The organism is Treponema zioleckii (genome assembly GCF_014737315.1).
Lineage (GTDB): Bacteria > Spirochaetota > Spirochaetia > Treponematales > Treponemataceae > Treponema_D > Treponema_D zioleckii.
Map to the genome: position 1 here is coordinate 21,345 of NZ_JPUF01000036.1, position 21,796 is coordinate 43,140.

Genomic DNA, 21,796 nt, shown 5'->3' on the forward strand with positions numbered 1-21,796 from the left:
GTTAGTAAACAACAGAACTATTTATTATGATAATACATAATTAATAATTTGCAATCAAAAAATAGTGTTTCTGTGTATAAAAATCTGATTCGAGAAATATAAAATTAAAAAAAAAGTTGACCAAAAATCAGCTCTGACGGTGCATCTGCAAACCGAACGGAAACATTCGTTCTGCCGTTTTCGTCAGTGTATAAAATTATTTCGTTTTCCATTTTATTCTCTCTTGGCGTTGCCTTCTACCAGTTGTCTGTCATGTCAAAAAGCTCAACGTGGGCTTCTTCCTGAAAAGTGGATTTTTCTGGAACTTTGGCGGTTTGAACTTCAACTTTTTCTGTATTTTCTATAATCGAGGAAATGTTTCGTTCCGAATCTTTTTCGGCAACTTTTTCAACATCTTTCTTTTCAGCAGGTTTGACTTTCTGATTCAATTCTTTTTTAGTTACCGATTTTGCTATCGATTTGTCTATAGATTTAGCGACCGGAGGCTCGATTTTTTGAATCTCACTGATTTCGGCAGTTTTTGGCGTGAGAAGCTCTATTATGCGGTGGTATTTTTTAACTTCGTTAGGCGTGAAATTCGGACGCGGTTCAGGAAAATAACTCTGGAACACTTCAAGCGCTATCATCTCGTTCTTGTTTTTCAGCGTAATATCAGCGCCATGTGAACATAAAAGTTCAACTGCCGAAAGAATGTTTTCAATTTTTTCTTCGTGAGCCACAGCTTCAAGAAGCGGAGTATTTCCGTAGTAGTTAAATTTGTTAACGTCGGGACTGTACTCAAGCAGAACGGATGCAAGCTGCAGGGCAAAAGGCGAAGTTCCTCTTGAAATGGCATCCGCAGCGTAATGCACGGCTGTCTGTTGCCAGTAATCACCGGCATTCAAATCAAATCCAAATTCAATCAGCTTTTTTAATATTGAAACATTTGCCTCAAGGCTTTTCATCTCCTTCTTTTCAAAAAGCTCCATTATAAGCGTCCTGTCAGGGTGGGTATATGAACAGAACATGTGCGCAGGCTTTACGCCGTTTTCAAGCAGCAAGAGAGTCATTTTTTCATAATCATCGTTATGCAGGGCAAGCTGAATCGGCTGAACGCAGTCCGAATCTTTGTTTTCACTGCCGCTAAAATCAACTCCGTGCGAAATAAGGTTTTTTACTGCAGAATACCTGTTTCCCTGAATGGCAAAAGCAAGCGGTGAAGCCTGAATGCGAAGGTAAGCTGAGGAAGCCTGGTTTCTTTTTTTTGCAAAAATACTTTTGGTAAAAAGAACCGGCTTTCCAGTTTGTTCATCTAGCGGAACAAAATTTGCATCAGCACCGGAATCAAGCAACAAAGTGATTATTTTGTTTGACTTGTCGTTTTCGTCATCAAGGCAGGCAAGAGAAAGTGCTGAAAATTCTTTTGAAGTCTCGTTCGGATTCTGCCCCTTTTTAAGCAGCTTACGAACTTTTCTTACATTGTTCTTTTCAACAGCGCGCACGAGCGGCGTAAGTTCCTTTTTAAAGTTCCGCGCTTCTTTCCACTCTGAAAAACTGTCGGAAATACTGGAAAAAATTCCACCGATAATCATCAGTCCTAACGGAAGACAAAAACTTAGTCCGAACACAATCCTTGCAACAGTCTTTACAGTTCCAGATGCAAAAATAAGAATCACGCCTGAAACAAGGGCTGTAAGTCCGAAAAACAGGAGCCACCCTATAATCTCAAAAAGAATGGAAAAATCTGCGTCTAACGGAGCACCCATATAAACACTTCCTTTTTTTAATTATTTTTTTTAAATTAGAGGTGTTCGAGAACTTCAGCTTTTCGAACAGCTTCCAAATAAAACTGAGTTTTTGCAAGGCTTTAGCCTGAAAAAACTCGCATAGACCTGGAGGAAACATAGGTTTCCGAACAGTTCAGATTATACAGCAAAAATCTTGTTCCTGCATAATCAGACCGTGGAATTTGCAGAAACTTTAAAAATCCTTTTCTCATTCATCAGCAAACAGGAGCCAATTTTGAAAAAGCTTGTTTTATTATTTTGTTCGGCACAAATTCTTTTTAATGCGTCGTGTTCTTCCAACAAAAAGGTCGGTTCTACAGTCCGAAAAACGGTGACTGCCGAAGGAAAAACTTATGTGAAAAATCTGAAGATTTCTGAATGGAATGAATTTGACGCGCAGGGACGAAAGATTTGCACAAAATGCAACGGAAGCGAATTTCACTTTGATTACGACGAGACCGGGACTAAAATGCACACGACGAGCTTTCTTTCCTCAGAGAAAATCAGTGAATCGTGGAGCGAGCTTGATTCCAAAGGAAATAAAATCTATTTTAAAAACAGCGGCGGCTATGAAGAATGGTACGAATACACTTTCTGGCAGGACGGAACCGTAAAGACCAAAACAACGTATACGGAAAAATGAAGTTCCTGAACAGAAAAACTTCGGTTTCCTACTTTCTAGTATAACAAATACCAAATAAGTGTCATGGAATGATTTTTTCTAAAATTACCAGACTTTCCGCACTACAGGCATGTTGACGAAAAAATTGGCGGAACGAGAGCAAAAAACGGCTTTTGTGAACGTTTGCAAGGTGAGCCGGTTTGTGGCGTCAATAAATTTCCTTGCGTCTTGCACCGCGTGAACAAAAACGGCTTTTTGCGGTAGTGCAGACAATTTTTACACTTACAAGTTTATACTGCGGAAGCCGTGAGCTTTCCTCGCGTATCACTTTATCAATTCAGCAATTTTCTTTATAATTTTAGCTTGCATTAAAAATAGAAAAATAGCAGGCAGTGTGGTATGAAAAATAAAAAGCAAAAGATTATTTTCTTTTCGTCGTTGGGTGCTTGTATCTTGTATGTGGTTATTGCGGCACGTCCTTTGTCACGAGAAATTCAATTTGAACCGGTTTGGACGATTGATTCAAGCCGTGCGGCAAAAGTCGAAAATCCTTCGTTCGAAAATGTAATTCCGTTTAAGCTTGGTCAGAATATGGGCTATTTTAACGAGGACGGCCAAGTTCTTACGTATGTTTCGTTTCCTTACAAAGCGGTTCTTACGCCGGAGTTTTACACGGTTTTTGGAACTAGTTCACCAACAATGCCAGTTTATTCTCCTGACGGAAATCTCGTTTTTTCTATAAACAAATATGGATTCCCTTTCTTTGAGGAGAATCGAAAATATCTTCTTTTGCCGGGCGGTTCTTCTTTTTCGCAGCTGAACGATGACGGAACTGTTCGATGGACTTTTGAATATTATTCACCGATTACAGCTTTTTCGTCTTCTGAGGCTGGTGTTGTAGCGGGCTTTGCCGACGGAAATATCATTGCCTTTGATGAAAAAGGCAAAATTACCCAGAGATTTACTCCTGGCGGAAGCAATTATCCTGTTATTTACGGCGCGGGAATTTCTGATTCTGGAAAGTTCGTTGCTGCTGTTTCTGGTCAGGAAAGACAGCGTTTTGTTCTCTCAAAGAAAACTGGAGACAACACTGCGATTATTTCTCACAAATTTTTTGATACAGAAATGAATCATCAAGTCCTTGTAAAATTCCGAAATGATGAGAAAGCGGTTTATTATAACTATAACGGCGGAATTGGAATCGTTAATACAAAGACTTTAAAATACACTCAGATTCCTTTGCACGGTCTTGTAATTTCGATTAAAGAGTCTGAAAACGGAATTGTTTTTGTTCTTAGCCGTGATGGAAGAAAATATACCGTTTCTGTGATTGAACCTGTAGATGTTTTTGCCGGTTCATTCTCTTTTGATGCCGACGACGCCTTTATTGAGGTTAAGAATAATTCTCTGTACGTTGGACGGGACACAAAAATTTCAAAGATAAACATTCATCACCGTTAATGTGTGAAATTTTGATTTTGCAGGATTTGCCTTATGAAAAAAATATTTGTTGCTGGAGTTGCGGTTTTGTCTGCCGCGTTGGTTTTTGCGTTCGACTGGCCGCAGAATGAAATCAGTTCCGATACATTCTTTTCTTATTTTGCTCAGGACCGGGGGGGCACAATCAGTTCCTCGCTTGTTTTTTCTGAAACCCACGAAGTAAAGGCCGCGGGGCAGGGGCGTGTTCTTGCTGTCCTTACGGATAATGCCGGCGGAGATTTTTTTGAAAGCACTCTCGGAAACGCGGTTATTATTTCGCATGATGACAATATGATGACCGTTTACGCGAATCTTGACGATTCAAATGAAAAAGAGCGTTTTAAGATGCGAGACGTTACTTCTGGAACTTATTTGGGAAAAACAGGCAGTTCTGGCTGGCAAATGGGCGAGGGTTGTCTTGAGTTTCAGGTAGTTGACGTTAAGAACGAATCTTTCATAAATCCTAGAGTTTTAATGCCTAGATATGGGGATGAACTGGAACTTTCAATCCGCAATGTTACGGCCATAAACAAAAAAGGCGAGCGATACAACTTGGGATTCCAGAAAAATCTTGATTCTGGAATTTACAGGCTTTATCGCGAGAGTCAGGATATTGCCATGCCGTTCAAGACTATTGTTTACGTGAACGGAGCTTCGGTTGAGACTCTCACCTATGATGTTTTGCTTGAAAAAGACGGGAAAATCGTTACTGGTGGGCGAACAAACTATGCGGTGGAGGATTGTTACCCGGAGCCTGGATTGCAGCTTTTGGGCGAAGTTACGATTCCGAAAGGCAAAAATGAAATTGCCGTGGTTGTAGGCGATATAAACGGCCTTGAAAAATCCATAGTTTATTCAATAGAAGCCAGATAAATACAGGAAAATTAGTATTTTGGCGCAGATTTTTGCGAATAGGATGCGGTATGTTAGTGAAACGTATACTTTCCCATCTGCGCCAAAAAGACAAGATTTACTTTTTATATTTTCCGTTCAAAGCCAATTGGTTCTGCTCCTGATTTTATTTTTTCATTCTTGCAGTAGTCGAGAACCTCTTTGAATGATGGAAGATTTCCTGTAAGAATTTCGTCCATCGTGGTTTTTCTTACGATGTTTAAAATTTCTCCGCCCGTAAAAGAATAATTTTTTGCAAGCGTCTGGGCTTGTTCTTCCGTGAGCCATGCAAGATTGCTCTTCCAGATTTTAGCTTTTACAGAAGCGTTCGGACTTTTGAACTTCACTTTGAACAAAAATCGTCTTTCAAAAGCTTTGTCAAAATTTTCTTCTAGGTTCGTTGTTGCAATCAAAATCCCCGGAAGAGTTTCCATTTCTTCAAGCAATATGTTTTGAATCGTGTTGTCGGTGCGACTGCCTTCACCCGGTCCTGAAATTTCCCGGCGTTTTCCGAAAAGTGCGTCTGCTTCGTTAAAAAGCAGAATCGGCATGTTGTCGTTGTTCTTTTTAGCGGATTCGCAGAGCTTTTTGTAGTCAGAAAATATTTTCTTCATTTTCTGTTCAGTTTCGCCGTACCATTGCGAACGGACGCTGCCAATGTCCACATGAAAAATATTTCTGTTCGTGGATTTTGCAAGCTGATAAACGGTTTCGGTTTTTCCGGTTCCGGGTTCCCCATAGAACATCACGCAGATTCCGACCGGCATTTTTCGTTCTTCGAGCCGTGTCTGCAATTTTACGAAGTTGTCCTGCTTGAGCGAGGCGAAAAGTTTTGAGATTTCCTTTTCGTTTTCTTCCATATAAAAAAGTTCTTTTTGCTGAATCTTTTCGTGGCTTTTCAGTTGTTTTTCGCCAAGTTTTTTCTCGTAGAATTTTCCTTCGTCGCCCAAAAGCAGGTGAAGTGATTTGTCCGTCAGCGAAATTGTGGATTCCATCATCGTGGACTTGTTTTCGAATTGCATGAGTTCGTTCTTAAAAAGAATGTTGGTTTCGTTCATAATGCTTTCGGCAAGTTGCATTCGTGCCGGTCCCTCGTCGGTAACGCGGTTTATGAGAACCATAAGGTCAACTTCCGAATTCATGTGATTTATCATTCCCGCCGTCGTATCGTAGAGAATCACGCGGTCTTCGATGCGAGGAATGATTTTTTTTAGCTGCTCGATGGCTTTTACGTCTTTGTGCGAGCGTTCGAGATTTTCGATTGCGCGAAAAAGCGTGTCGATGCGTTCCGAAGAGTCAACTCGCCGGTCGCCAAGTCGTTCTGTTTGCCGGATGAATGTTTGAATTGATTTTACGTTTTTTCCAGAAACTGTTGAGATTTTGTCGCCTGCAAGAATCGCATCTGTAACATAATTCGGAATTTTGTAAAAAGGTTTTCCGTTCATCCCGTCTGGTGCATCTGTTTCTTCAATGAGGCCTTTTTCGAGCAGCTCTTGCATTTTGTCTTTGTATTGAAGCACGTTGAGAGGATTGCATTCGTAATAATCTGAAATCTGCATGAGCGTGAATGGGCGTTCAAGGTAGTCGAAGTATGCCGTAAAAATACTGCAGAATAGTACCGTCTGAACTTCATCGGTTTCGAGATATTTGTTTAAAAATGAAAGTGCCTTTTTAAAATCCTTATTGTACTCAGGCTGAAAATTGAATTTTTTGAGTGTCACAACAACTGTAGAAATGTGTTTGAGCACTCCCGTCGTCTTTGATGTAAATTTTTCCATTATAAATCCTTTTGCTAGACTAAAAATATAGTTATAATGGCGCGGTATTGTCAACTTTACGAGTTTGGATTGGCTTTGCCGCGCCAGAGTAGTTTTCTTGCGAAAACTACTCGGCTGGAGGGGAAACTTGCCGGTGTTTTCGATGTTGCGGCGGCAAGGAAAGCCGCCACATCGGAGGTTGAGCTTTATTGTCCGCGCCACGCGAACAATTTTGCCGCGCCAGAGTAGTTTTCTTGCGAAAATTACTCCGCTGGTGGGGGAACTTACAGGTGCTTCCGATGTTGCGACGGCAAGGAAAGCCACAACATCGGAGGTTGAGCTTTATTGTCCGCGCCACGCGAACAATTTTGCCGTGCCAGAGTAGTTTTCTTGCGAAAACTACTCGGCTGGAGGGAAACTTGCAGGTGTTTCCGTGGTTGCGGCGGCAAGCAAGGCCTCCACCACGGAGGGGCAGTTTTATTGCACGCGCAACGCGTGCAATTTTGCCGTGCCAGAGTAGATTTCTTACGAAAACTGCTCGGCTGGAGGGGAATTTATAGGTGTTTTCGAGTTTCGGTGGCAAGGATTGCGCGCAAAGTGAAGCACAAGTTTTCATTGAAAAATTGTGGAAAACGCACAAAGCAAACTTTTTGATTTAATTTTATCTTTCAGCGTTTCTTTTTATACCGTGACAAACCAGCGTCGATAGGCTAAACTCAAAGGTATGCGTAAAAATTTTATCTTGATTTTACTTTTGCTGTGCTCGTTTGCGGCTTATTCAAAAAACTCTCTGCAATTCAGGCTGATTCGGGACGATGTGAATTTGAATGTTGAAAAATTGCCGAAGAATTGCGAAGCTTTAAAATACGGCGAAGAAGAACTTGCTGTTGAAAAAAAAGCGATTATCGACGAGAAGCACATTACGAAAATCATTCTAAAAGACGATGAGATGGATCATGAGCCAACGGTGGTTTTTGAGCTTTCAAAGAATGGGCAGAAAAAACTTGCAAGTGTGACTGGAAAAAATATCGGAAAGTGCGTCGCAATTGTTTTTGAAGGCGAAGTTCTCGTTCGTGCAAAGATTACTGAAAAAATCGATACGGAACAAATTACGCTGGCGTTGGTCAACGAGAAGACTGTAGAAAAATTAAAAGAATCTTTTGAAGTTGAAGATACCCGTGGAAATTTAAAAAAAACGCTCGGTGAAGGAATTCTTGTTGAGGACGGATTTAAATTGGAAGATTTCTTGAAGGACACGTCTTCAATCGATAAGGGCGAGCCGCTTCAGGTGATGCTTGCTTTTTTGCATTATTACAGGCTCGGCGATGAGCGATACAAAAACTTTATTGAGGATTACAAGTCTTTTAAAAAGGAAAATCTTATTTACCGGTTCGACACTGATTTTAAAAATACTTTTGCAAAGAGCAAGGACTTAAAATTTTGCCTGTATCCAGAAACGTTCGTTCAGTTGAACGATGATATTTTTTTGTGCGATGTTGGTTGCGAGGCTGAATTTGAAAATATCGGAAAAAGTTCTAACATTCTGCTCTTGGTAATGGCTAAAAACGCAAAAGACGAGTGGATTGTCCTTCTTTTGAGAAGCTAGGATTTTTGCGTGGAGGAAACGTAACTGTATGAAAAAGGCATTTTTTTCTATATTCATCATGTTTTTCTCAAGCTTTGCGTTTTCTAATGAACTTATGATTTATCGCCCGGAGAACACTTCCCATATTAATGAGGTTCGTTGCTGGATAAAAATCGAGGATGAAAACGGAAAAGACGTTACGTACACGCAGGCAAAGGCGTCTTATGCGTACATAGACCAACCTAAAAAATTAAAGTGGTATCAAAAATCATTCTATCTTGACGGCGGAATGATTTGCCATCTTTATTTGAACACGAACCACGGCGAAAAATATAAAATTTCAGTTTACACGCCAAAAGACCACGTTGAAAATTTTCCTGTTGCCGAAAATCTCCGCACCGACTGGGATTCGACTGTTTTTGAATATGATTCTTCAAAAATCGAGAATTCCGTGGACAAAAATTATAATCCGCTTTTCGTGATTTTTGTTTCGCCATTCGCCAATGACAATGGCTTCTATCTTCCAAAGTGGAAACTTGACTTTAAGGCTCCGAAATATTTTAAATTCACCCGACCGACGATGCAGTAGGCTTGTGCGGGCAGTATTGTCATGATGAATTTGATTCATCATTTATGCCTGGTAATTTGGTAATGTAGAGATTTCAAAACTAGTACAACGAAAAGTAATTAACCGTCATTCCGAACTCCTTTCGGAATCCATGAACACAGATGCTGTAACGAGTTCAGCAAGGTACGAAAAGAAAAAAAATCAGCCCCAAAAAGGACTGATTTTAATGAGCGACCGGGGGTTCGAACCCCGGACCCACAGATTAAGAGTCTGTTGCTCTACCAACTGAGCTAGTCGCCCGAAAGTGATAACTAGTCTATGCGTATATTCAAAAAATGTCAATAGTTTAAAACCCTTTTTTACAAAAAAAATGCTTTTTTTACGTTTCAAACTCAATATTTTAACTTTTTGTTATCTGTACATTTTCTGTCTGTAATAGCCCAGTATCTGTAGAATACTCTTGACAAAATTATTTACCTACTATATAGATAGGTAATCTAGGTTATTACAGGAGGAAAAAGGTGCTGATTCTTTCAGAAAAACTCTTGTCTCTGATACGGCGACATTCAGAATATGCATTTCCAGAAGAGGGCACTGGAGTTCTTTTTGGCCGGTCAGCAATGGATATCCGTATTGCAACAGAATTTTTTCCTATTAAAAACTCAGCTTTGAATCGACAAACAGAATTTGCCATTTCTGAAAAAGATTTGCTGGAAGTTGAAAAAAAAGCTGCAGTAAAGGGGCTGGATGTATTGGGGTTCTGTCACTCGCATGTAAATTTTGAGGTTGTTGCTTCAGAAAAAGATAAATCTTTTGCCGTTCCTGGTTTGTCTTATCCGATTGTTCAGGTTCTAAATGGAAAGGCAGCTGTCATAAAAAGTTACGCATTTATAGGCGGATTTGAAAAAAATAATTTTTCCGAGGAGGAAATCGTATGTCAATAAAAGTCCTTGTTTCTGCAACACTTCGCACGTTCACTGGTCGTAACGCCTCGTTTCTTTTGGATTCAAAATCTGTTAAAGGGGTTCTTGCATCTCTGATTGAAGAATATCCTGATTTTGCAAAGGCACTTTATGATGAGAATGACTTTCTTCGCTCTTTTATCAATATATATGTTAATGATGTAAATATTAAACAGCTTCAGAATCTTGAGACTCGGTTGAAAGATGGGGACACTGTTCTTCTGCTGCCGGCAATTGCGGGTGGCGCACCGGTAGAATCTGTAATACCGCAGGAACGAAGAAAAGAAGCAAAACTTGATGACACGGAAATTGAACGCTTTTCAAAACATCTTATGCTTCGTGAAATTGGTGTAAAAGGTCAAAAGAATATCAAAGCGGCGAAGGTTCTTATCTGCGGGCTTGGTGCACTCGGTTCGGTACTGGCAGAATATCTTGCTGCGGCGGGCGTTGGTACAATCGGAATCGTTGATTTTGATGTTGTGAATCTTCAGAACCTGCAGAATCAGATACTGTACGGAAGGCGTGATTTAAAAAGGCCAAAAGTAATGTCTGCAAAAGATAAGATTAAAGGCATTAATCAGTCTATAAATGTTGAAACCTACAATACAAAACTTGAGGCAGATAACATCAAGGAGATTATCGCTGATTATGACATTGTTGCAGATGCCACAGATAATTACAAAGCCCGCTATCTGATAAACGATGCGTGCGTCTTGCTTGGTAAGCCCGATGTATTCGGCGCAATCTATCAGTTTGAAGGTCAGGTTTCTGTTTTTGATTCTCAGCACGGTCCCTGTTACAGATGTGCATTTCCTGCTCCGCCGCCGTCTGGTCTTGTTCCCACTTGTTCAGAAGGCGGTTCAATTAGTTCTCTGGCAGGCATAATCGGAAGTATTCAGGCCACGGAAGTTCTAAAGCTGATTACTGGCGGAGGAGACGTGCTTATTGGCGAGGCCTTTGTTTTTGATGCCTGGAACCTTACATCTTCAAAAGTAAAAATTGCAAAGAATGATGCTTGCCCGCTCTGCGGTCTGAGTCCTTCCATTACTGAAGTGGAAGATTTTGATTACGAAGAATTCTGTGGATTGAAGCAGGATGAAAATGAAATTACTGTTGAAGGAATAGCGGCTTCTGTGCTTGCCGAGCGCATTTCCAAAGGAGACAGAATGACCATTGTTGATGTGCGGGAACCTCATGAACGGGCAATTAACCGCTTTCCGAATGCCATTGTCATTCCAATCGGTCAGCTTGCCCGCCGACAGAAGGAACTTGACCCGACAATCGACACGATTTTTGTGTGTCGTGAAGGAAAACGAAGTGTGCTTGCAATCAACACATTGCGTGAAGCCGGATATACGGGACCAATGTACAACTTAAAAGGCGGTATTGAGGCTGCGAAAGACGTCATCCTTCCGCATGAAGGTGCATGGTTATAGTTCAAAAAACATCGTCTGTTGACGGTGATTTAAAATAATCAGCTGTATTCAGTAGGTTCTGAATCAGCAAACATGGAGGTCAGCTAAATGGCAGACAACGAAGGTAAAATTAACGCATTAGGTGCAAAGGCAGTTTACAATCTTGCCAATGTAACAAAAACCAAGCCGATTTATGGTGCGCTTACACCAAAATGGCTTACAAAAGTCCTTGAATTCAAAGGTCTTGAAACAGGAATTTTCCGAGTAAACAAAGTTGTTGAAGGTGAAACTCCGCTTGACGTTCTTTGCTCACAGACAAAAAAATCTGACATTATTCCTGACGGCTATGTTGAATATGAGACAGAACCTCGTGAATACCGATTGAATTCAATTTCTACTATCATCAATGTGAACACAGCGGTTGAAGATGTTTATTCTTCTCCGTATGACCAGGTTCAGGAACAGCTTTCGCTCGCAATTGATTCTTTGCGTGAGCGGCAGGAAAGCCAGCTCATCAATAACGATGATTACGGTCTTCTTAAAAATGTTCCGGATTCACAGCGCATCCGTCCAATTCGCGAAGACGGCCGCCCAACACCTGATGACTTGGACGAATTGATTTCAAAAGTTTGGAAAGAGCCAAGCTTCTTCCTCGCTCACCCACGAGCAATCGCCGCATTCGAGCGTGAATGTACTCGCCGTGGCGTTCCGCCGGTAACAGCAAATATCGCTGGCGGCACATTTATTTTGTGGCGCGGAATTCCTCTCATCCCGACCGACAAGCTTCTTGTTGACGGCCTTAAGAAACCTGAATCACAGAGCGGAAAGACAAACATTCTTCTTGTTCGCACCGGAGAAGCAAAACGCGGTGTAATCGGTCTTTTCCAGGCAGGTCTGAAGAACGAACATTCACGAGGTCTTTCAGTCCGATTCCGTGGAATTGACGACAAAGGTGTTGCATCTTATCTCTTATCTTTGTACTGCTCTGCGGCAATTCTCTCTGATGATGCTATCGCAGTTCTCGAAGATGTAGAGGTAGGTGAATACTATGATTACGACTAATGAACAGGCGTATGATTTGCCTACTGCTCAGGAACTTGAGCAGCTTGCAAATTCTCTGTTCCCTGATTTGATTCCTGAGGTTCAGAAAAATGCTGAATTCTGTCCGACAAGTTCCGGTCAGGAATATTTCAGCAATTTTGGCTCACAGGGGCAGTCAGCGGCAGCAGCAGAAGCTGGCAGAGAACCGGGTGCTCCCGTAACTGCAGACGAATATTCTCATTTTGCTACGGAAGAAAGTCCTGTATATGGCGAATACCAAAACCATGCAGAAAATACACTTTCGACTTATGGAAATGTTCCGAAGGCAGAAAGCTTTGCTTCGTTTGAAGACCCTTTTTTAAGCGAAGTAAATGAACCTGCTTCTCCAGCCGGTATTCAGCCGAAGGATGTAAGGCAGGGGGAGGCTTTGCAGAAAAATCCGAAAGTTGATTATTCTGCGGTCAGCTATTCTCCGAAAGTTTATTCTCAGGAAGAAGGGCAGAAGGCTTCAAAAGCAATCAATGCTCCGACTTCGCTTGGCGGAGACCGAAAGACTTCTTTTATCGGGGAAAAAGGAAGTTCACGTAATTCCAGCATCGTCATAGGTTCTAAAACCTTGCAGCAGATTCGTGATGATTTTCCGATTCTTCAGGAGAAAATCAACGGGAACAATCTGGTGTGGCTCGACAACGGCGCTACAACCCAGCGCCCGCGTCAGGTGATTGATCGCATTACATACTACTACGAGCACGAGAATTCGAACGTTCACCGCGGGGCGCATACTCTGGCTGCACGTTCAACCGATGCCTACGAGAATGCCAGGGACACTGTTGCCCGCTTTATAGGCGCACCTTCAAGCTCGAATATAGTTTTTGTGCGTGGTACAACCGAGGCAATCAATCTTGTGGCGAATGCTTATGTAAAGCCGACCTTGCAGCCGGGGGACGAAATCATCGTGAGTCTTTTGGAGCATCATGCGAACATCGTTCCGTGGCAGCTGGTTGCCGAAGAGACAGGAGCTGTAATCAAAGTGATTCCTGTGAACGACAAAGGCGAGCTTCTTCTTGGTGAATATGAAAAACTGTTTACAAAGCGAACAAAGTTTGTCTCTGTTACACAAGTTTCAAATGTCACCGGCACAATAACGCCTGTAGAGGAACTGATTGCGATTGCGCACCGTCACGGTGTTCGGATTCTTATTGATGGCGCACAGTCAATCGCACACATTCCGGTGAACGTAAGTGCAAGCGATGCAGATTTCTATGTGTTCTCTGGACACAAGGTTTACGGACCAACGGGAATCGGCGGCGTGTACGGCAAAAAGGAATTGCTTGAAGCTGCCCGACCATACCATGGTGGCGGCAATATGATTGCGGACGTTACATTTGAGCGAACACTTTACAATCCGGCTCCTAACAAATTTGAGGCAGGTACAGGTTCCATCGCTGATGCGATTGGCTTGGGAGCAGCTCTTGAATATCTTGAAGGAATCGGAATGGCTTCGGTTGCCCAGTGGGAACACGAGCTTACACTGTATGCCGTAAAGGAAATGAAAACCGTAAAAGGACTTCATTTTGTTGGCTCACCGTCAAACAAAGCCGGTGTTCTTTCGTTCAAGCTGGACGGGCACGATGACGAAGAAGTCGGTCAGCGGCTCAATTCTTATGGAATTGCAGTTCGTACCGGTCATCACTGCGCCCAGCCGATTTTGAGACACTTCGGATTTGAAGGAAGCATTCGTCCGACTCTGGCAATTTACAATTCGCCGGATGACGTTGATGCACTCGTAAAAGTCCTTCATACATTCTAAAAACAAGGGCTGCTTCGTAAATCAACGGGCGGCCTTTGTTTTAATCATTGAGGCAATATAATGGAAAACTATGAAACCGGTGAAATTGTCGATACGCTCATCAGCAATTACAAGAATGATGAACATATAGAAGAAATTGAATTCAACAGTCAGCCTGATGTAGATGTGATTCATGAAATCACGCGCAAACTGCTCAGAATTGTGTTTCCGGGATATTTTCGTGAAAAGAATTTTAAATTTTATAATCTTTCAAGCTACATAAATTCTTTAATAGAAGATGTTGTCTACAATCTGGAAAAACAGATTTATCTGGCATTGCAGCAGTGTCCGGAATGTCTGGACAAGAACGGAGTTGTAGGCGTTACTGTAAAAGAAAAGACAGAATATGTCATCCGCACTTTTCTGCAAAGGCTTCTTGTGGTGCGAGAATATCTTGCCACAGACGTTAAGGCCGCCTTTGACGGAGACCCTGCGGCGTTCAACAAAAATGAAATCATCCTCGCATACCCTGGAATCTGGGCGATTGCAATAAACAGGATTGCTCACGAACTTTACAATCTTAATGTTCCGCTGATTCCGCGAATCATGACAGAATACGCGCATTCAAAAACAGGAATAGATATTCATCCGGGGGTTACAATCGGAAAATATTTTTTCATTGACCACGGGACTGGAGTGGTAATCGGTGAAACTGCCGTTATTGGCGAACATGTAAAAATCTATCAGGGTGTTACTCTCGGAGCGCTCTCGACACGGGCAGGGCAGATGCTGAAAGGTCAGAAACGCCATCCTACAATCGAAGATTATGTAACTATTTATTCAGGAGCATCGATTCTTGGTGGCAACACCGTAATCGGAAAAAATGCCGTAATCGGAGGAAATGCCTTCATCACCACATCAATTGATGCGGATGCAAAGGTAAGCATTAAAAATCAGGAACTCGACATTAAAACCGGAACGAAAAAGGAAGTCGTACAGGACGAAAATTGGTTTTATATCATCTAGTATTGGATTCTGCAAAAAAAATGGCAGTAATTTGGTGTTTGTTGAACTTTCTCAAAACCACCGTAACTGCCATTTGAATTTTAATATCCAAACAAGTGTTTTCTTGCTGTGATAGCAAATGCCAAAGCCAATAAAACAATCATATAAAAAATAAAAGCAACTATTTTGTATTTTACCTGGTTTTTCTTAATTTCAGGAGTAATCGAATTATTATTTTTTGATTTCAAATATTCCAGCAGTTCTGGAGTTAATAAATATTTTTTACCCTTTGTATTTGCAAGATATTTTTTCATTTCTCCATTTTTGTAACAGAATACGAGAGTCTGCAATCCCAGAAGTTTTCCTTTGACTTTAATTTCAGAAACGTCTTCCCAGGAAATTTTTGAAATATTTTTGGTTGTATCTACAAAGTATAAATTTTTGTCTGTTACTCCAATGCGATAAATTTTGGGTGTCATAGACATGGTTTCAGTTGCTTGAAAGATTCCAATAAGTTTTTCGTCTTGAATATTTTGTTGAATTAATTTTTCACAATCGTCGTTTTCAAACATTCTTATTCCTTGCCTCCAATGGCATCAGCATAACATTATCCTTTAACATAGTAAATCTCAGCTTTCATGCCCGTTCATACGGAAACGCTAGAAATTCACTTTATAAAAAGATCCTCTTGTGCGTTTCCCGCAAGTTTTTCTGGCGAAAAACTCGCGCTTTTGTTGCTTGTGGTTTCGAGCCATCTTTCTTTGCGATTGAGTTTGTTGGGTTTCGACTCCGCTCAGCAACCGTGCGTTTTCAATTTATCTGTGTCCCATCAGTGTTTATCAGTGTTCATCTGTGTCAACGGAAACGCTAGAAATTCACTTTATAAAAAGAGCCTCTTGTGCGTTTCCCGCAAGTTTTTCTGGCGAAAAACTCGCGCTTTTGTTGCTTGTGGTTTCGAGCCATCTTTCATTGTGATTGAGTTGCTTGTGGTTTCGACTACGCTCAACCATCACCGATTTTCGTTTCATCCGTGTCCCATCTGAGTTTATCAGTGTTCATCTGTGTCAACGGAAACGCTCAGAGTGCACTTTATGCCAAAAAATACTTGCAGCGTTTCCATTTGCAGTTCGGACGAAAAGAACATAAAATAATCTTAGGAGTGTACTTATGCGCTTGGTGCAGGACGTTATTTTTGTTCTTGATGATGATAAGCTTAAAAATGAATCGGATTTTTGGAATGTTTTACGGCAGTCGGTGTACCGGTTAAAAGAATATTCTTGTAGCGAAGACGTTTCGCTTCGAATTGGCTTTGCGGGACTCGATTCTGAGGAGAGTGATTCTGGCGCCGAAATTAATTTTTCGGATTTTGATCTTTTTGCGTTTTCTTACGACGACTTTTCGTATTTTTCAAACTCTGGAAAAAAATCTGTTGAAAGTTATTTTGAGAAAATCCAGAGCAGGGCTGTCTCAGAAGATGAGCGCTATCCGCTTTTTATAATTCTTTCGGGCGAAAGCATTAAGAATTATGATTTTTTTAGAAAACTCTGCGTGGTCGGTTCGTTTACAAAATCTTCCAGAGTCCTTTGCGGTTCAAAAAATCCTGCGGACTCGATTTTTGCTTCGCGGCCAGAAATGCAGTGTGAATTGAAGGAACTTCCAAAAGCTCTTGCGCTTCTTTATGAAAATAAAACGAAATCTAAATCCAAAACAAAAAGTCCTTCCGGCGGATTTAAGCCAGATTTTTTTGGTGCAAAAACCAAACTTTTTGATTTAAGGAAAATTCAAAATGCGTTAAAAATAGCGATTGTTCTGTTGATTGTTTTTTCTGCCGTAAATTTTGCGGGGCGATTTTTTCAAAAAAATGATTTTTCTGAAGGCAGTTTTTCAATTGCGGAAGTTTTTAAAAAAGCCGAATACAGAAAAGTTTTTACCGGTGAAGGGGACAGGCTCATTCTTCGCGTTGAAAACTCGCTAAACTCAAAAGAAATACTCCGTTTGAACGAGGACGATACCGTTCTTTTGATTGACGGCGATTTTGACGGTGACTGGGCAAAGGTTCGCTACCATGATTTTACCGGATTTGTCCGAAAAAAGTACCTTGCGCCTTCTTCAAAAGAAAATTACGTGATTGAAAATCCTGAATCACTTTTGGCCTACGGCGAAGCCTGTGTAAAATTCAACGGAGATTCCTCTAAAAACGGAATTGACTTCATGGAGTCTGCGGCGGAAAAAGGCTCTGTTTTTGCAATGTGGAATCTTGCTTCTTATGCGGAAGAGGGCAGTGACAGCGTTCTTCCTGATAAAGAAAAAATGCTTTTTTATCTTAAACAAATCGACTCTTCGTATTTTACTAACTCGTCTGTGGAGGAAAGCAGAATCGCTTCGCTCAGGGCACTGGCCGCAAATGCAGCTGAATTAAGCCGCATGGTTTCTGAGAACAGGCTTTTCTTTCCGTATGACAATGACCTTTTGGGCGAACAGGCACTTGCCACAAAGCTCAAGGAAATTGCCGCTGAAAAAGAGCGTAATGTGCGGCTCATCCGGCGCAAAACCGAAAAGAAACTCAGCGAGTATTATTTTGAAAGTGACCCGGAACTTTCGTATTCATATTATGCCCGTGCCTTAAAGCTTTCGATGCCGGCCGACGGCGAGTATCTTTATAAACTCGGTCTTGATTTAATGAAAAAACAGTCTTACAAACTTGCTGCCGAATGCCTTGAAAAAGCCTGGGGAATATATCCGGGGCCGGACGCGTCGTATTACTGCGGAGTTTTGTTCCACGAATGCCTTAATCCTGTTGATTATAACAAGGCCGTTCTTTATTTTGAGCGTGCTTATAGGCAGGAATATGATTATTACAACGGATATTCACATTCGGATATTTTTTACAAAACTTGCTATGCGCTTGGAGTCTGTTACGAAAACGGACAGGGAGTCAGAAAAGATTTGTACACGGCAAGCTCGTACTACGAGGCCGCAAAAGATATGCTTCCGGAGGCAAGGGAAGCTTACAAAAATCTAAACAGGGAGCTTTCATCATGGTGGTAAAGAAAATCTTTTTTTTAATGTGCCTTGTTCTTCCGGCACTTGCTTTTTCTGAAAATAAAGTTGCGCTCGTAATCGGAAATGCCTCTTACAAAAATAATCCGCTTGAAAATCCTGTGAATGATTCTCGCGCGGTTTCTTTAAATCTTAAAGAAATCGGGTTTGATGTGATTTCCGTAGAAAACGCTGATACGAGCACAATGGACAAAAAACTCGATGAATTCTGCAAAAAAATTGACGATGCGGATTTGGCCTTTTTTTATTTTTCGGGGCATGGAATTCAGGCAAACAACGTGAATTACCTTATTCCGATAACTGATAAAATCAAAACTGAAAATGACTTAAAAAGAAATGCGCTGAGCCTTAACGACATTTTTGAAAAATGCTCCGACACGAACTGCAAAAAACTGCTCGTGATTATCGATGCCTGCCGCAATAATCCGCTCGGGCGAGAACGCGGTGCCTCAAAAGGTTTGAGCGTTGTGGACATGCCTCCTTCCGTAAAAAGCTGCATTGTCTTTTCTTGTTCGCCTGGCCGCACCGCTGATGACGGTAACGACAAGTACAGTCCGTTTACGAAGGCTCTTCTTAATCACATGACTGCACAAAAAATTTCGTTTGATGACGTGCTTATGAACGTCTTTGATGAAGTTGAAAAATCTACCGCCGGCAAGCAGATTCCGTGGGTTACAAAAAATCTTACTTCTCCTATTTTCTTAAACGGCGAAGGAAAGCGAAAAAGCACTTATTCAGCTTTTACCGGCGATGGAAACGTTTTTTCACTGCTGTTTACAGTTCTTCCGCTTTTTATTGCATTGCTTTTAATCCTCTATTTTAAGCGGGAAAATTTAAAGGCTGTAATGCTGAAATTTCGGGCAAAAAATGATGCAAATGGCTCCGCTAAGCAAAAAACTGCCGAACGCGATACGAAATCTTCTGGCAAAACGGCCGCGGGCAATGCTGAAAAGACTGATTCAAAAACAGATTCAAAAAATGAAGATTCAGAAAAATCTTGCCACTTAATCGAAACTGTGCGCGTCGGAAAACTTTTATTCGCAAAGACACCCGTAACGAACGCTCAGTATTCATTCTCAAAGGATTCTGGCATGCCTAGAGCTTCATTTCCTGTAACTGGCGTTTCGTGGTTCGACGCGCTTCGTTTCTTGAATGAACTTAGCGAAAAAGAAAATCTTGAGAAAGTTTACGACCTTTCGGATTTGGCAAATGTAAAAATCGATTATTCTAAAAACGGCTGGCGACTTCCTTTATTAAAAGAATGGCGAATCGCTTCTGAAAATCCGTTCGACATTGATTTGTTCGCCTGGCATTCTGAAAATTCATCTTTTTCTCCACATTCCGTGGCAACAAAACAGGCGAATAAATACGGACTTTTTGACATGAACGGACTTGTCTGGGAATGGTGCGCAGATGGCAGGGAAGAGAAAAAGGCCGCCGCCGGCGGTTCGTGGGATTCTGAAAAAGAATTTTGTGCGTCTGAATCGTTCGTTTTGAACGTGCCAGAATATAAAAGCGATGCCACAGGATTCAGGGCTGTGAGGAACGCATGAAAAAATCAAGCTTGTTTTTTATCACATTTAGTTTTTTTGTTTTTGGCTCCAGTCTTTTTTCATGCTCAAAAGGCTATAAAACCGGTCTTGTGCTGGACAGCAAGGCTTATGACGAAGTTCCGCTAAAAGCCGTTCTTTCCACCCGTGATTACGAAGCCCTGCCGGATTCAAAGAATCTTTCAATGTTCACGCCGTATGCAGGAGACCAGGGAAAATTTGGAACCTGCGCCGCGTGGGCCTCTGCCTATGCCGCAATGACTACTGCCGCAGCCGTTACGAGCGGACTTTCAGACAGGGACTCTGTAACGCAGAAAGTTTTTTCGCCGTATTTTCTTTACCGTGGAGCAAATCCCTACGACAGAAAAGGCGAAAACGGAATGATGCTTTACGATGCGCTTTCTTTTATGAAAAACACCGGCGTTCCAAAACGCATTCCTGCAGAAGATCCGTACTTTCTTTATTTTGACGAGCACATTTATGATTCAAGCCGAAAGTATAAAATCGGCTCGTATGCAAAACTGTTTGATGGTTGGTACGCTGACCCGCTGGTAAAAATCACCAGAATCAAAAAATCGCTTTCGCAAAATAAGCCGGTCATCATTTCTTTTATGACGAAAAACTCTTTTCATTCTTCAAAATCCCGTTCTCTCTGGGAACCGACTGCTTTTTTTGATTTTGATGGCGGATGGCACGCAATGGTCGTGATTGCCTATGACGACAGCCGGTACGGAGGTGCGTTCAAAGTGCAGAACAGCTGGGGAAGTGACTGGGGCGAAAACGGGTGCATTTGGATTCGGTACGAAGATTTTGCACGTCAGACTCGCGAAGCGTATGAAATAAGTCCGGGCTTTGTTTCTACAGGAAAATATGTTCCGTTTACAGAACACATTTCTCTTCCTGAATTTGAAGAACAAAATGCTGATTCGGAGACGGTTCAGGTTTTTCGGGGCAGTTTTTCTCTTCCTTTGTTCCCCGGCGACGAAGAAATTTCCGTTGAATATAAAAACGGTTTTTATTCCACAACGGAATCCTATAAAGAAAACACAAAATTCCAGCTTTACATGACCAATAAAAGTCCGTGCTACGTTTATGCATTCAGTGCCGATGAAGCTACCGGAAAAGCTAATGTGATTTTTCCGCTTGCAAATACGAGCGCGCTTTTGGATTATTCGGAAAATACCGTCGTCTATCCTAGCGAGGAAAAATGCATCTGCCTTGATGGCGTTGAGGGCACGGATTATTTTGTAGTCCTTTATTCCCTTGAAGAACTTAATTTGAACGATATTATGGCGCGGTACGAAGAGATGGTTTCTGGCGGACTTGCCGGAAAAGAAAACTTTCCAGAGCGCGTAAAAAATGCAGTCGGCAAAAACTTAGTCGTTCCTGAAAAATACGCTGCGTTCGCAAAGTCAGCCGTAAATTTCAGTGCCGCGCTCCCGGAAAATCTTTTGGTAAACAACCGTGTCCTTCCGGTTTTAATAGCCATCTCGCACAACTAGTATAACGAATAACAAATAAAAGTCATGCTGAACTCGACCGCTTTCGTTTTCGCGGTCGCCTTGATTCAGCATCTGCGGTTGCTGAGCGAAGCCGAAGCACAGATTCCGAAGCATAGGGTGCAGGCTGACCAATTATTTGAAATCCAATGTATTAGCTTACCGGGAAATTTTTTGGAGCCGAATGCCCCCTGTCGACCAAGCATGGGGCGTGCAGGCGCCACTTATCCACTTGCATTCCCCGCTTTGCGCGAGCACTTTCGTTGTCGTGCTCGTCTGGGTTCCGTGCTATCGCTCCATTGCTTCGCAACGGCTCCCGCCGCCCCTCCAATCGGGGCTAAGCCTTCTTCGTGCGCAAGCCTTACCGCGAATTGAGAATTGAGAATTGCGCACGCCGGGCATGGACGGAATTATTGTCATGCTGAACTCGTTTCAGCATCCACTGTTCCCTGAGCGGAGTCGAAGGGTGTCGAAGCACAGATCCCGAAACATGTTCGGGGTGACAGTGCGATTTCGGGTTTTTAGACAGTCATGTGCGACCGTCCTAGCTAGAAAGGTGTGACCATCCTAGCCAGAAAGGTGCGACCATCCTAGCTAGAAAGGTGCGACCGTCCTAGCTAGGAATGTGTGACCATCCTGGCTAGGCTTGTGAGACTATCCTAGCTAGGCTTGTGTGACCATCCTAGACAGTCGTGTGTGACCGTTGTCATTCCGAACCTGCTTCGAAGTCCTTCATACAAAATGCAGTATAGATGCCGAAATAAATTCGGCATGACCAACTTTTTAGACAAACTCTCCTTAGCGGTA

The 21,796-nt window shown here is 42.0% G+C and carries 17 protein-coding genes and 1 tRNA gene; 13 read left to right on the forward strand and 5 right to left on the reverse strand.

From position 1 onward, the window contains the following. Positions 1 to 236 precede the first annotated feature (236 nt). A complete protein-coding gene (locus tag JI65_RS10365; RefSeq protein ID WP_191016120.1) occupies positions 237 to 1,745 on the reverse strand; it encodes an ankyrin repeat domain-containing protein in 1,509 nt (502 codons plus the stop codon). Positions 1,746 to 2,001: 256 nt separating this feature from the next. Between JI65_RS10365 and JI65_RS10370 the strand changes: the two genes are divergently transcribed. The 3 genes from JI65_RS10370 (at position 2,002) to JI65_RS10380 (ending at position 4,740) form a co-directional block, all read left to right on the forward strand. Further along, positions 2,002 to 2,409, forward strand: coding sequence for a hypothetical protein (locus JI65_RS10370; protein WP_191016121.1), 408 nt, complete (start codon positions 2,002 to 2,004; stop codon positions 2,407 to 2,409). Positions 2,410 to 2,787: 378 nt separating this feature from the next. Beyond that, positions 2,788 to 3,849 (forward strand): PQQ-like beta-propeller repeat protein, encoded by a 1,062-nt coding sequence (locus tag JI65_RS10375; protein WP_191016122.1) that lies wholly within the window; start codon positions 2,788 to 2,790, stop codon positions 3,847 to 3,849. Positions 3,850 to 3,882: 33 nt separating this feature from the next. After that, a complete protein-coding gene (locus JI65_RS10380; RefSeq protein WP_191016124.1) occupies positions 3,883 to 4,740 on the forward strand; it encodes a M23 family metallopeptidase in 858 nt (285 codons plus the stop codon). A 104-nt stretch (positions 4,741 to 4,844) separates the two neighbouring features. On the opposite strand, the gene JI65_RS10385 is transcribed toward JI65_RS10380, so the two are convergent. Next, a complete protein-coding gene (locus JI65_RS10385) occupies positions 4,845 to 6,536 on the reverse strand; it encodes an ATP-binding protein (RefSeq protein ID WP_191016126.1) in 1,692 nt (563 codons plus the stop codon). A gap of 703 nt (positions 6,537 to 7,239) precedes the next feature. On the opposite strand from JI65_RS10385, the gene JI65_RS10390 reads away from it, so the two are divergent. Next, positions 7,240 to 8,121: a SecDF P1 head subdomain-containing protein gene (locus JI65_RS10390; RefSeq protein WP_191016129.1), complete on the forward strand. Its 882-nt coding sequence runs from the start codon at positions 7,240 to 7,242 to the stop codon at positions 8,119 to 8,121. A gap of 28 nt (positions 8,122 to 8,149) precedes the next feature. Beyond that, positions 8,150 to 8,689 (forward strand): hypothetical protein, encoded by a 540-nt coding sequence (locus JI65_RS10395; protein ID WP_191016132.1) that lies wholly within the window; start codon positions 8,150 to 8,152, stop codon positions 8,687 to 8,689. 206 nt (positions 8,690 to 8,895) lie between these two features. Here JI65_RS10395 and JI65_RS10400 read toward each other — a convergent pair. After that, positions 8,896 to 8,968: transfer RNA gene (locus tag JI65_RS10400), tRNA-Lys, on the reverse strand. Between the two features lie 221 nt (positions 8,969 to 9,189). On the opposite strand from JI65_RS10400, the gene JI65_RS10405 reads away from it, so the two are divergent. The 5 genes from JI65_RS10405 to epsC all read left to right on the forward strand — a co-directional run bounded on the left by JI65_RS10405 (position 9,190) and on the right by epsC (position 14,901). Beyond that, entirely contained in the window at positions 9,190 to 9,612 is a 423-nt protein-coding gene (locus JI65_RS10405) for a M67 family metallopeptidase (protein WP_191016134.1), read from the forward strand. Further along, a complete protein-coding gene (locus JI65_RS10410; protein ID WP_191016136.1) occupies positions 9,603 to 11,066 on the forward strand; it encodes a ThiF family adenylyltransferase in 1,464 nt (487 codons plus the stop codon). The genes JI65_RS10405 and JI65_RS10410 overlap by 10 nt, the downstream gene beginning before the upstream one ends. An 87-nt stretch (positions 11,067 to 11,153) precedes the next feature. Further along, positions 11,154 to 12,107, forward strand: a complete 954-nt coding sequence (locus JI65_RS10415; RefSeq protein ID WP_191016139.1) for a family 2A encapsulin nanocompartment shell protein — start codon at positions 11,154 to 11,156, stop codon at positions 12,105 to 12,107. Then, entirely contained in the window at positions 12,094 to 13,896 is a 1,803-nt protein-coding gene (locus JI65_RS10420; protein ID WP_191016142.1) for a cysteine desulfurase, read from the forward strand. The genes JI65_RS10415 and JI65_RS10420 overlap by 14 nt, the downstream gene beginning before the upstream one ends. 60 nt (positions 13,897 to 13,956) lie before the next feature. After that, a complete protein-coding gene (gene epsC / locus JI65_RS10425) occupies positions 13,957 to 14,901 on the forward strand; it encodes a serine O-acetyltransferase EpsC (RefSeq protein ID WP_191016145.1) in 945 nt (314 codons plus the stop codon). 80 nt (positions 14,902 to 14,981) lie between these two features. Here epsC and JI65_RS10430 read toward each other — a convergent pair whose 3' ends face one another. Beyond that, positions 14,982 to 15,452, reverse strand: a complete 471-nt coding sequence (locus JI65_RS10430; RefSeq protein ID WP_191016147.1) for a hypothetical protein — start codon at positions 15,450 to 15,452, stop codon at positions 14,982 to 14,984. Between the two features lie 303 nt (positions 15,453 to 15,755). Beyond that, positions 15,756 to 15,908, reverse strand: coding sequence for a hypothetical protein (locus JI65_RS10435; RefSeq protein ID WP_191016150.1), 153 nt, complete (start codon positions 15,906 to 15,908; stop codon positions 15,756 to 15,758). A 139-nt stretch (positions 15,909 to 16,047) separates the two neighbouring features. Between JI65_RS10435 and JI65_RS10440 the strand changes: the two genes are divergently transcribed. Genes JI65_RS10440 through JI65_RS10450 form a run of 3 tightly spaced genes read left to right on the forward strand, consistent with a single transcriptional unit; the run spans position 16,048 to position 20,992 of the window. Next, complete coding sequence (locus JI65_RS10440; RefSeq protein ID WP_191016152.1) at positions 16,048 to 17,928, forward strand: hypothetical protein; 1,881 nt, start codon at positions 16,048 to 16,050, stop codon at positions 17,926 to 17,928. Next, the gene (locus JI65_RS10445) at positions 17,919 to 19,493 is read left to right on the forward strand and encodes a caspase family protein (protein WP_191016155.1); all 1,575 of its coding nucleotides are present in this window, start codon (positions 17,919 to 17,921) and stop codon (positions 19,491 to 19,493) included. Before JI65_RS10440 ends, JI65_RS10445 begins: the two co-directional genes overlap by 10 nt. Beyond that, entirely contained in the window at positions 19,490 to 20,992 is a 1,503-nt protein-coding gene (locus JI65_RS10450; protein ID WP_191016158.1) for a C1 family peptidase, read from the forward strand. Before JI65_RS10445 ends, JI65_RS10450 begins: the two co-directional genes overlap by 4 nt. Positions 20,993 to 21,796 lie beyond the last annotated feature (804 nt).

Excerpts from the sequence above, each read along its gene's own strand:
- JI65_RS10390 (WP_191016129.1), top strand. The coding sequence starts at position 7,240 with ATGCGTAAAAATTTTATCTTGATTTTACTTTTGCTGTGCTCGTTTGCG.
- JI65_RS10365 (WP_191016120.1), bottom strand. The coding sequence starts at position 1,745 with ATGGGTGCTCCGTTAGACGCAGATTTTTCCATTCTTTTTGAGATTATA.
- JI65_RS10450 (WP_191016158.1), top strand. The coding sequence starts at position 19,490 with ATGAAAAAATCAAGCTTGTTTTTTATCACATTTAGTTTTTTTGTTTTT.
- JI65_RS10445 (WP_191016155.1), top strand. The coding sequence starts at position 17,919 with ATGGTGGTAAAGAAAATCTTTTTTTTAATGTGCCTTGTTCTTCCGGCA.
- JI65_RS10415 (WP_191016139.1), top strand. The coding sequence starts at position 11,154 with ATGGCAGACAACGAAGGTAAAATTAACGCATTAGGTGCAAAGGCAGTT.
- JI65_RS10435 (WP_191016150.1), bottom strand. The coding sequence starts at position 15,908 with ATGAAACGAAAATCGGTGATGGTTGAGCGTAGTCGAAACCACAAGCAA.
- JI65_RS10410 (WP_191016136.1), top strand. The coding sequence starts at position 9,603 with ATGTCAATAAAAGTCCTTGTTTCTGCAACACTTCGCACGTTCACTGGT.
- JI65_RS10440 (WP_191016152.1), top strand. The coding sequence starts at position 16,048 with ATGCGCTTGGTGCAGGACGTTATTTTTGTTCTTGATGATGATAAGCTT.
- epsC (WP_191016145.1), top strand. The coding sequence starts at position 13,957 with ATGGAAAACTATGAAACCGGTGAAATTGTCGATACGCTCATCAGCAAT.
- JI65_RS10375 (WP_191016122.1), top strand. The coding sequence starts at position 2,788 with ATGAAAAATAAAAAGCAAAAGATTATTTTCTTTTCGTCGTTGGGTGCT.
- JI65_RS10430 (WP_191016147.1), bottom strand. The coding sequence starts at position 15,452 with ATGTTTGAAAACGACGATTGTGAAAAATTAATTCAACAAAATATTCAA.
- JI65_RS10380 (WP_191016124.1), top strand. The coding sequence starts at position 3,883 with ATGAAAAAAATATTTGTTGCTGGAGTTGCGGTTTTGTCTGCCGCGTTG.
- JI65_RS10395 (WP_191016132.1), top strand. The coding sequence starts at position 8,150 with ATGAAAAAGGCATTTTTTTCTATATTCATCATGTTTTTCTCAAGCTTT.
- JI65_RS10420 (WP_191016142.1), top strand. The coding sequence starts at position 12,094 with ATGATTACGACTAATGAACAGGCGTATGATTTGCCTACTGCTCAGGAA.
- JI65_RS10385 (WP_191016126.1), bottom strand. The coding sequence starts at position 6,536 with ATGGAAAAATTTACATCAAAGACGACGGGAGTGCTCAAACACATTTCT.